Below are 9,168 nucleotides of genomic sequence, written 5' to 3'. Positions count from 1 at the left end.
AAACTGTCACGTACGGTTCTGAGGGGAGTTGGGGGCAGCGATGCCCTCCGCTTACCCGACTAAATAAGCTGCCCATATGGACAGCTTATTGTATTTTTTGCTTAACATATTTTTTCTGAAATGCTGGCGGTACTCAATTTAAAAGTTGATATGCCCCCATTCTAGTGGCAAGATATGTTTTATTAGTTCTTCGTTACACCTATGCGTACTTCTTAACTATTTTATTTCATTTTTAATAAAGTGAAACTTTAATCAGTGGGGGTTTTCTTCCCCCCCACTGATTATCAGCCCTCACCAATCGGACGTTTACGGGCAGCCCGACCCCCACCTAACTTCTTTGCTCCAGCCAAATTTTGAGGTGGGAGTTTTACTGCCCGTTAATGTTGGATAAATAACCTCCTTTTACAACTACGAAACTAAATTTTAATGTATCTTTCTATTCACCTGTATAATATCAAATAATTACGAATAGTTACACTTAAACGGACAGATGGATGTAATTTGAAACAACTTTAAAGAGCCTTGCTACGTAGAATGTAGTAAGGCTCTTAGCTTTTAATAATCAAAATTCAATAACTTTATTATCATTATACAACAGCCCCACTAAGCGTATTAACACTTAATGAGGCCATTCGATTCACACTATTAATTATGGAATGTCGGTTTATAGAACGAACGATTATCAAGTGCAAAGACACGCTCTGTGTATTCGCCTGGTTTTGTGCGTCCTAATGCGCGGTCCATCATGTTCATTTTTGCATCTAAGTTATCGATGTAATGCAGAATTTCTGCTTCTTTTACTAATGGTGGTTTTGGACTACCCCATTCTGCTTTTCCGTGGTGAGAAAGGACGATGTGTTGAAGAATTAATACTTCTTCTGCATCGATTTGCAATTCGTCTGCTGCTTTACCAATTTCGTTCACCATAATAGAAATGTGGCCTAGTAAATTTCCTTCTAACGTATACGTTGTAGAAATTGGGCCAGATAGTTCGATTACTTTACCAAGGTCATGTAAAATAACGCCTGCATATAGTAAGTCTTTATCTAACGATGGGTATAGATTTGAGATAGCTTTCGCTAAATCAAGCATTGATACGACGTGATAAGCTAGTCCAGATACGAACTCGTGATGGTTCTTTGTCGCTGCTGGATAGTCTAAAAATTCGTTTTGATGCTTATTTAATAAATGTCTTGTTAGACGCTGAATGTTCGGGTTTCTCATTTCAAATATGTATTGCGTAATTTTCTCGACCATATCTTCTTTTTTCACTGGCGCTTTTTCTACGAAGTCTGAGATATCTGTTACTTCATTTTCATTCGCAACTCGGATTTGTTTCACACGTAATTGAATACGTCCTTTGTAGTTTAAAATGTCACCAGCTACTTTAACGATTGTTTCCGCTACATATTGTTTCTCAACTTCTGGTGATACGTCCCATAACTTCGCTTCAATATCTCCACTTGGATCTTGTAAGATTACTGTTAAAAATGGCTTTCCATTGCTTGCGATACCTTTTGTCGCTGTTTTAATTAACAAGAAAATATCGACTTGTTCACCAACTTCATACTCTGCAATTTTCTTTTTCATTCGAATTCCTCCACCAAATCAGTTACTTTTAGTATAGCACACTACAACTCATTTTCTTTACGCATATGTGTTAATTTTATAATCTGTTTTTCTGTAAAATACGCGAGTAAATGCGCATGACATGTAAAGAATATGACTTGTCTATCCTTTGCAATTTCCTTTATAAGTTCAATCGTACGATTCGTCCTTACCGCATCAAAATGCACGAAACTATCATCAATAATAAATGGATAATCATGTTCGAATGTTTTCGCGAGTGCAAATCTCAGCGATAAATATAACTGCTCCGCTGTCGCTTGGCTTAGTTCATGACTGTAAAAACGCATACCATCGTTACGTTCAACGATAAACGGTTCTGCCTCTGACGGTGAAAAGATTTTACTATAGCGTCCGCCTGTTAAATAGACGAAATACTCTTCTGATTTTTGTAAAATACGAGGAAGATGAACTTCATGATAATAGTGCTTCGTTTTCGTTAACACTGTCTTTGCGGCCGCATAAGCAGCCCACTTCTTCACTTGTTCACGCACTTGCGCTTTTTTCATTTCCCATTCATGCATTAAATCGCCGTACGTACTACCTTCTTCTAAATTCGCAATTTCCATACGATGTTTCGCAATACGCTCTGTCAATTCTTTCTCTTGCGCCAGACAGTTTTGCACGACTGTCATTTCTCTCTTTAATTTCTCTTCATAACCGTCAGCTTCATAATGTTCAGCTAATGATAAACTCGTTAAACGCTGTTCCAACAGATCAATTTGCGGTAATAAACGCCCCACTTGTTTTTCTGCATCCTCACGTTTTTCCGCCAGTTTACCTGCTTCTAAAAACATCTCTTCATCTGTAGACTCTGCAATATGCCATAAACCATCTCGTTCTATTAGTAATTGCTTTAATTGTTCTTGCATAAACTCATATTCTTCTTGCCATTCCGCCAGTTTTTCTTTTAACTGCTTACAAGTTTGGCGCTTCTCTTTCTCATTTTGCATACGGCTTTGTGCCTCGTGTAGCTTACTATACTCCGCACTACCGATAACAGTTTCTAGTTTATGTTCAAATTGCGAAATCATTTCATATAATGAAGATTTTCGCGTACCTTGCTTCTCTAACTCCCGATATAATTGCTGCATTTTTTCAATACGCTCAAACGCCGGCAATATGTGTGCATACGTATAAAATTCAGGAAACATATAGCGCGTTTTATATGCATCGACTTGTTCTCCCGCCTGGAACGTTTCTCTCTCCCATTCCTCATACGATGAAACGACTTTATCATACGCTCGTTCCAACTGCTGTAACTTATAAGACTCGCGCTCAAATAACTTCCGAATCTCTTCATCTTTTTCTAACTCATAGCGTACAGACATCGCTTCTTCACTTTGTCTCCCGCCGGCACTTTGCTGAAGAGTAAGAAGCTCTTCTTGTAATCCGCTTGATGGATCTTTATATAAAACAAGGGCGAGAACAATCCCTACAAATACGATGACACTAATAAATAAAAGCGGGCGATTGTCTATAAATAAGCTCGTGAATAAAATGCCTGTATTAATAAGGAGTAACAGAAGACAAACTCTTTGCCACTGCTTTTTCTTTTGCATAGCCGCTCCTGCTTTTTCCTCGTACTTGCGCTTCATTCTCTCTGCGCCCATACCGATAAACGCCGCATCTTGGAACGACTTCTCTTTCTCAGCTAACGCATTTCGCTCTTCATCCGCTAACATTTGTTGCTTAATCTGTCTTATATTCTCTTCTTGTTCTTCTAATTGCTCCTGCGCTACTTTAAAACGATCATCAAGCTGTGCTTTTTGCGTTTCTAATTCACGCGCCTTTTGCACTGTTTGCGTAATTAACTCTTTCGTTGCCAAACTCATATCAAACGACAGAACTGTTTCCTTTTCAAAAGTAGCACCAATTTGTTGCTCTAGTTCTGCCAGTTCTTCTTTTATATTCGTAATACTTCCTGTCAAATCACGCATTTCTTGGCGTGCATTTTCGTAAGACATATGCTGCATACGAAGTTCTTCTACATAACTTTCTTTTTGTAAAAACTCTTCATCTATTTGAATCGAGGCAATTTCCGATTGCACTGTCTCAATTTTCTTGTGGAGCGAATCAACTTGTAATTGAAGCGGCTCCATCTTCGCCTTAATTGCTTCATAACGCGCCATTCCGTTTACAGGAAACTGCCCGCTCTCGTTCTCTAACACTTTCTCGTGCGCACGCTTTTCAATAACGAGAGGCTCAAGCGCTGCTAATATTTCATAATCTTGCTTCCGCTTTTCTGCATTCTCTTTTTCCACGCGAACAGAAGCAAGTTTCTCTTCACTTTCTTTTAACTGCTCCACTTGCTTTTCATACGTGCCAATTTTCCCTTGCCACTCTTTCCTCTTCTCTTCCAGCTTCTTCATCTCTTGCAATGATACGTTAATTTCTGGTTTACGACCACTCGGCTTGAAGCGCTGGTCCATTTCTTTTTCTAGCTTTTTATCTAACTGCAATAGCGCATCACTTCCGACTGCACTTGCCGAAAATAAATAATTGCCAATATCCGCTTCGCCGAGCTGATGAATGTTTTGAAGGCCATGCATATCAAATGAAAAGACAGATTCAAATAAACTTTCATTCATCCCGCTTAATATATCGTTTAAAATTTCTTCTCCGCCCGTTTTCCCGTCTTCAAAATAAACGATCACCTCGCCAGCTGCCGTCTTTGGCAATCGCTCAATTTTCAAACGACCGTACTGCTCTGTTTGCACAGTGATCGCACCGCCATATTTCCCGCCTTCTTTCGGCTCATAACGGCGCTGTCCTCTCGTCGGAAAACCGAATAAAATACTTTTCATAAATGAGCGAATTGTCGATTTCCCCGCTTCATTTTCACCGTATAACACTGTCAGCAAGGAAAGATCCATTTCCACATTTTCTAATTTTCCGTACCCATAAATATGGAGTTTTTCAATTCTCATTTTTTATCCCTCTCTTGCTGGAATAATTGTTCTAAAATAATATTTTCTGCTTCCTTTTGAATCTCTTTCTTCTCTTCTTCTGTAAAAGATTCAATACTATTACGCGCTACAGGAGATGTCCAAATAGTGCGCAATACTCCGTCCATATTAGTGAAAGCTTCTAACTCCTTTAGCACACTACCGACGAAATGATTTTCCGCTTTCAAACGTTCGATTTCCGCAAAAGAAACCGTCTCATTTTTCCACTTCATCGCATATACGAAATCTTTTCGCTCTTCTCCAGATGCTAAAATGTGAAAAATCTCTTCCACACGCTTTTCGTCGCGCAAATAAGGTGAAAGTGGGCCTTGTCCTGTAAATACGACAGTTAATAGCGTACCTTCCTCTTCTCTTCGGCATTCATTCATCGCAGTAGATATGCTTGTCATAAGTTCATCAACAGTGTCAAGTCCATCAATACCAACCTCGATTTCGTCCCATACAACATCTGCCGTATGGAAAAATGAACACTGCGATCCTTTTTTCGTAAGTTCAATAAGGTATGCACCCTTCTCGCCTGTTTCCTTACGATGACGACCTTGTATGTTCCCTGGATAAATAATGTATGGTTCTTCTGATAAAATTTCACGTTTATGTATATGGCCAAGAGCCCAATAATCAAACTGTTTTTCTTTCAACTCACGAATTTGAAACGGTGCATAGCGATTATGCTCTGCATCTCCTTCCACACTTCCGTGAAGCATACCAATATGAAAAGGCGCATCACTCATTTTCGTATACTGCGCTGTCATATTATCCGTTACCGCTTGCTGCAAATAACTAAAACCATAAATAGAAGCTAATAGCTCACCATTTTTATAAAATGATTTCTCTTCTACATAAGGCTCAGTAAATACATGAACATTTTCCGAAAACTCAATTGCTGCCCAGCTTCCCCCTAAATGATCATGGTTACCGTGAATAATAAAAACAGGGATATCGTATTGCGAAAGTCTCTTCATTTGCTCACGCACAAACACTTGCGCCCTCAAACTTCTCGTCTCCGCATCATACAAATCCCCAGCTAGTAATACGAAATCAATGCGCTCTTGAATCGCTTTATCAACAATACGCTCAAATGATTCAAACGTACTTTGCTTCATTCTCTCCCAAACAGACTGCGTAACATTCATCTCCATCCCTTTAAACGGACTATCCAAATGCAAATCAGCCGCATGTATAAACTTTACTTGTTTCACAAATAACGATCCTTTCTATCTTTCAAAAGTTTCATTTTATCAAAATTTAAATCGCTGAAAACTAATAATCATCGAGAATAAAAATATTCTCGATGATTAAAGTTTCATTCTATTTTACCACGCAATGTCATATATTTCTTTGCATATTGTAGCATTTTATGTCAAAATAATTATAAGATTCTGATTTTAAATATTGGAGGGAATTTTCATGGGAGTATACGTTCTAACAGTCTTTGAAAAAGATGGTTCAAAAGCATTAGACGAATCATTCGAGGCGGCAACTGAAAAAGAAGCGAAAGCAAAAGGTGAATCTATCTTACAAGAAAAAGGATTGTATGAAAAAACACATCGCTGTACATCTACTGCAGGTAAGCTCGTTTTATTCCAGCGCTAAAAAAAGAAGCGTCATCCGCTTCTTTTTCACTCTACTATATCTTCGTCACACCACGTAAACACCACATCTAGAATACGATTACCGATACGTACGCGTTTATTCCATTTACCTGTTTGGATCTGATGTTGCAACTCTGCTTTCATCTTTTCCGTCCAGTCGTGAATCGTTTCACTACCGTCGTACGGATATACGCTCGGAAACTCTTTCTGCAGTAGATGCAAGCTCTCTGCATCAAAATGAAAATGGAAGAAGTAGTTTGCTGTAAGCGATGGTTCTTGTAATCGTAAAAAATGATCATCAATTTGCTTTCTATTTCGATAGAAAGTAAAGATATTCACTTTACCGCTCGTAATTTGGTCAATTTGAATTTCGTGCTTCTCTATAATCACGTCTTGTCCACCTCGTTGTATACTATCTTTAGTATATATGTCTTTTGCAACAAAGTTAACCATTTTCGCGCGAAATTCATTTCCTTCATTATATTACCTGTACCTCCATATGCAATCAGAATAAATAAAACAAAGTTGAAGGGGAGCGATCACATGTATTTCGGAAGCAAAGGTTGGTATGTAAAAGAACTTAAAAAATTAGGTATCCGTACTTATGAAGGTAAAAAACTAGAATCGTATCGTACGCATGTGTTGTCTAGTTTACTTGAGAGAATGAAGAGAGCTTCGGCTTAATAGAAAAGTAAAAAATAAAACGAATCCGAATAGTGGCATATAATAAAAAACACCTCCTAAATTCGCATACTAAGTATGCAAATTAAATGGAGGTGTTTTTATCAATCTCGCTTTTTCAGGGGCTCTTTAGTTTTCATAAAATATTTTTTGTTTCCGCTGAAACGGATAAGTTTTAATCTCAGCTGTATCTAAATTTTCATTGAATAAATGAATAGCTATAATTTGTCTACAATCGTAAGTATGGTAATAATATGTTCCAGACTCCATACACATTGCACTCGTATAGATGGTATTATCTAATGTTCCGTCTTCTGTTATTACTGCCCCTTTAGGGACCTCACAATTTGATAAGATATGAAAAATAGCAGATATCCCCTCTTCTTCGTTCTCTATACCTTGAATGTTTTGTTTTCCATATGCTGCCCGCACAAATCTTGATGGCGGGGTAAAATCTCCAGGAAGTCCCATCGTTCCTGAACCTTGGCCAAAAGCACTTAATGGTACATCTCCCCACTCCGTTGGCGCAAATGGCTGCGATTTAAGTCCAATATATTGTCTTAAATTTTGTAAATGCCAATTAAACTCCGGACTATTAGTCATCACTCCTAATGGATTGTCATACATTTTTAGTCCATCAGTTGTCGGCTCAAGTACAATACAATCTCCCCATTTATCTGCTAAAATCCAATGTAGCGGTGGGGTAATTCCTAAAACTGGTAATGGTATATCTATAAGGGAAATGTTATCAACAGATTTTTTTAACTCTTCAACAGAATTAAATTGCGTGAGGCTCCAAGCCACAAAATCAAATGGCGCTAAATTCGTTTTATGGTTATCTATACTGTTACTATAAGTAGCGAATCCCGGGAAATAGAGAGTGGCACACGTCATACCAGCTTCATTTACTCCGTCCGCCATAATGACCCTTCCTTCATGATTAATTCCCATTCCGACAACAGCCTTTTTCGCTCGGATAGTTTCACCAGTTATATTGTTCCACTGATAACGCCGAGGAATGATTATTACTTCCTGATTCATATCTAATGTGAAATCCATTGTTCTCGCAAAAAGATGTTGGAAATTTTTAGTTTGTAATGTCAAACTAGTACACATGAAGAAATCCCCCCATTTTATAGTTATATACACATTTTATAAAATTCTGATAAATACGTAAATTAAAAACCCTATTTATCACTAACAAAGTAACCACCCAAACTAAAAATGCTATAATAAACCCAATCAAACTAAGGGGGCAAATTACTTTGCTTGGAACATGCATTCAATTTCATAAGTTTGGCAATCCAAAAGACGTATTACAAGTTGAATATAAAAATATAGAACCACTAAAAGATAATGAAGTTTTCGTTCGTATGCTAGTTAGACCAATTAATCCATCTGACTTAATTCCAATAACCGGAGCGTACGCACATAGAATCCCTTTACCTAACATACCTGGTTATGAAGGTGTTGGTATTGTAGAAGATGTAGGAGCTTTTGTTTCTAGAGAGCTTATCGGTAAACGTGTGTTACCGTTACGCGGGCAAGGTACTTGGCAAGAATATGTGAAGACATCAGCTGATTTTGTAGTCCCTATTCCTGATTCCATTGATGATTTCACAGCGGCACAAATGTATATTAATCCCCTTACAGCGTGGGTTACTTGTACAGAAACGTTAAACTTACAGCGTAATGATGTTTTATTAGTGAATGCTTGTGGGTCCGCTATTGGACATCTATTTGCGCAGTTATCCCAAATTTTAAATTTCCGATTAATTGCCGTTACAAGAAATAATAAGCATACAGAAGAATTACTGCGCCTTGGTGCTGCATATGTAATTGATACTTCCACTGCCCCGCTTTATGAAACTGTTATGGGATTAACAAACGGGATTGGTGCGGATGCTGCGATTGATTCCATCGGAGGACCGGATGGAAATGAATTAGCTTTCTCCTTACGTCCAAACGGGCATTTTTTAACGATCGGTCTTCTATCAGGAATACAAGTGAACTGGGCCGAGATTGTCACGAAAGCAAAAGTACACGCAAACATATTTCATTTACGACATTGGAATAAAAATGTGTCAGCATATAAATGGCAGGAGACGTTTCGTCACTTAATTCGTCTAGTAGAAAATGAGCAATTACGTTTTATGAAAGTCCATTCTACATATGACTTAGCGGATGTGAAAGCGGCAGTTGATGTTGTGCAGTCCGCTGAGAAAACGAAAGGGTAACTAACTGTTACGATTTATTTAACCAATTATAACGAAAGTTAATTAAATATATCAGTAAGCCCT

Annotated in this window: 8 protein-coding genes; 3 read left to right on the top strand and 5 right to left on the bottom strand. The window is 38.0% G+C overall.

What is annotated here, in order from left to right; all coding sequences use genetic code 11:
• Positions 1–645: 645 nt before the first annotated feature.
• The 3 genes from yhaM to QO049_RS29965 are packed head-to-tail and all read right to left on the bottom strand — an operon-like array spanning position 646 to position 5,794.
• Positions 646–1,590 carry a 3'-5' exoribonuclease YhaM gene (gene yhaM, locus QO049_RS29975; protein ID WP_000726639.1) on the bottom strand — a complete coding sequence of 315 codons (945 nt, stop codon included), beginning with the start codon at positions 1,588–1,590 and terminating at the stop codon, positions 646–648.
• 41 nt (positions 1,591–1,631) lie between these two features.
• The gene (locus QO049_RS29970) at positions 1,632–4,556 is read right to left on the bottom strand and encodes an ATP-binding protein (RefSeq protein ID WP_246962238.1); all 2,925 of its coding nucleotides are present in this window, start codon (positions 4,554–4,556) and stop codon (positions 1,632–1,634) included.
• Positions 4,553–5,794: a metallophosphoesterase family protein gene (locus QO049_RS29965; RefSeq protein WP_246962231.1), complete on the bottom strand. Its 1,242-nt coding sequence runs from the start codon at positions 5,792–5,794 to the stop codon at positions 4,553–4,555. Before QO049_RS29965 ends, QO049_RS29970 begins: the two co-directional genes overlap by 4 nt.
• 208 nt (positions 5,795–6,002) lie before the next feature.
• On the opposite strand from QO049_RS29965, the gene QO049_RS29960 reads away from it, so the two are divergent.
• Entirely contained in the window at positions 6,003–6,188 is a 186-nt protein-coding gene (locus QO049_RS29960) for a YhzD family protein (protein ID WP_000539552.1), read from the top strand.
• 26 nt (positions 6,189–6,214) lie between these two features.
• Here QO049_RS29960 and QO049_RS29955 read toward each other — a convergent pair whose 3' ends face one another.
• A complete protein-coding gene (locus tag QO049_RS29955; protein WP_000582785.1) occupies positions 6,215–6,577 on the bottom strand; it encodes a hypothetical protein in 363 nt (120 codons plus the stop codon).
• Between the two features lie 153 nt (positions 6,578–6,730).
• On the opposite strand from QO049_RS29955, the gene QO049_RS29950 reads away from it, so the two are divergent.
• A complete protein-coding gene (locus tag QO049_RS29950; protein ID WP_000273537.1) occupies positions 6,731–6,871 on the top strand; it encodes a YflJ family protein in 141 nt (46 codons plus the stop codon).
• 126 nt (positions 6,872–6,997) lie between these two features.
• Here QO049_RS29950 and QO049_RS29945 read toward each other — a convergent pair whose 3' ends face one another.
• Positions 6,998–7,984 carry a choloylglycine hydrolase family protein gene (locus tag QO049_RS29945; protein ID WP_000337593.1) on the bottom strand — a complete coding sequence of 329 codons (987 nt, stop codon included), beginning with the start codon at positions 7,982–7,984 and terminating at the stop codon, positions 6,998–7,000.
• Between the two features lie 149 nt (positions 7,985–8,133).
• On the opposite strand from QO049_RS29945, the gene QO049_RS29940 reads away from it, so the two are divergent.
• Positions 8,134–9,105, top strand: coding sequence for a zinc-dependent alcohol dehydrogenase family protein (locus QO049_RS29940; RefSeq protein WP_246962229.1), 972 nt, complete (start codon positions 8,134–8,136; stop codon positions 9,103–9,105).
• Positions 9,106–9,168: the final 63 nt, after the last annotated feature.

Origin of the sequence: Bacillus sp. RB3 (genome assembly GCF_030164735.1) — a bacterium.
Lineage (GTDB): Bacteria > Bacillota > Bacilli > Bacillales > Bacillaceae_G > Bacillus_A > Bacillus_A cereus.
This window is presented reverse-complemented; position numbering and strand designations above follow the sequence as displayed.

Excerpts from the sequence above, each read along its gene's own strand:
- yhaM (WP_000726639.1), bottom strand. The coding sequence starts at position 1,590 with ATGAAAAAGAAAATTGCAGAGTATGAAGTTGGTGAACAAGTCGATATT.
- QO049_RS29970 (WP_246962238.1), bottom strand. The coding sequence starts at position 4,556 with ATGAGAATTGAAAAACTCCATATTTATGGGTACGGAAAATTAGAAAAT.
- QO049_RS29960 (WP_000539552.1), top strand. The coding sequence starts at position 6,003 with ATGGGAGTATACGTTCTAACAGTCTTTGAAAAAGATGGTTCAAAAGCA.
- QO049_RS29950 (WP_000273537.1), top strand. The coding sequence starts at position 6,731 with ATGTATTTCGGAAGCAAAGGTTGGTATGTAAAAGAACTTAAAAAATTA.
- QO049_RS29945 (WP_000337593.1), bottom strand. The coding sequence starts at position 7,984 with ATGTGTACTAGTTTGACATTACAAACTAAAAATTTCCAACATCTTTTT.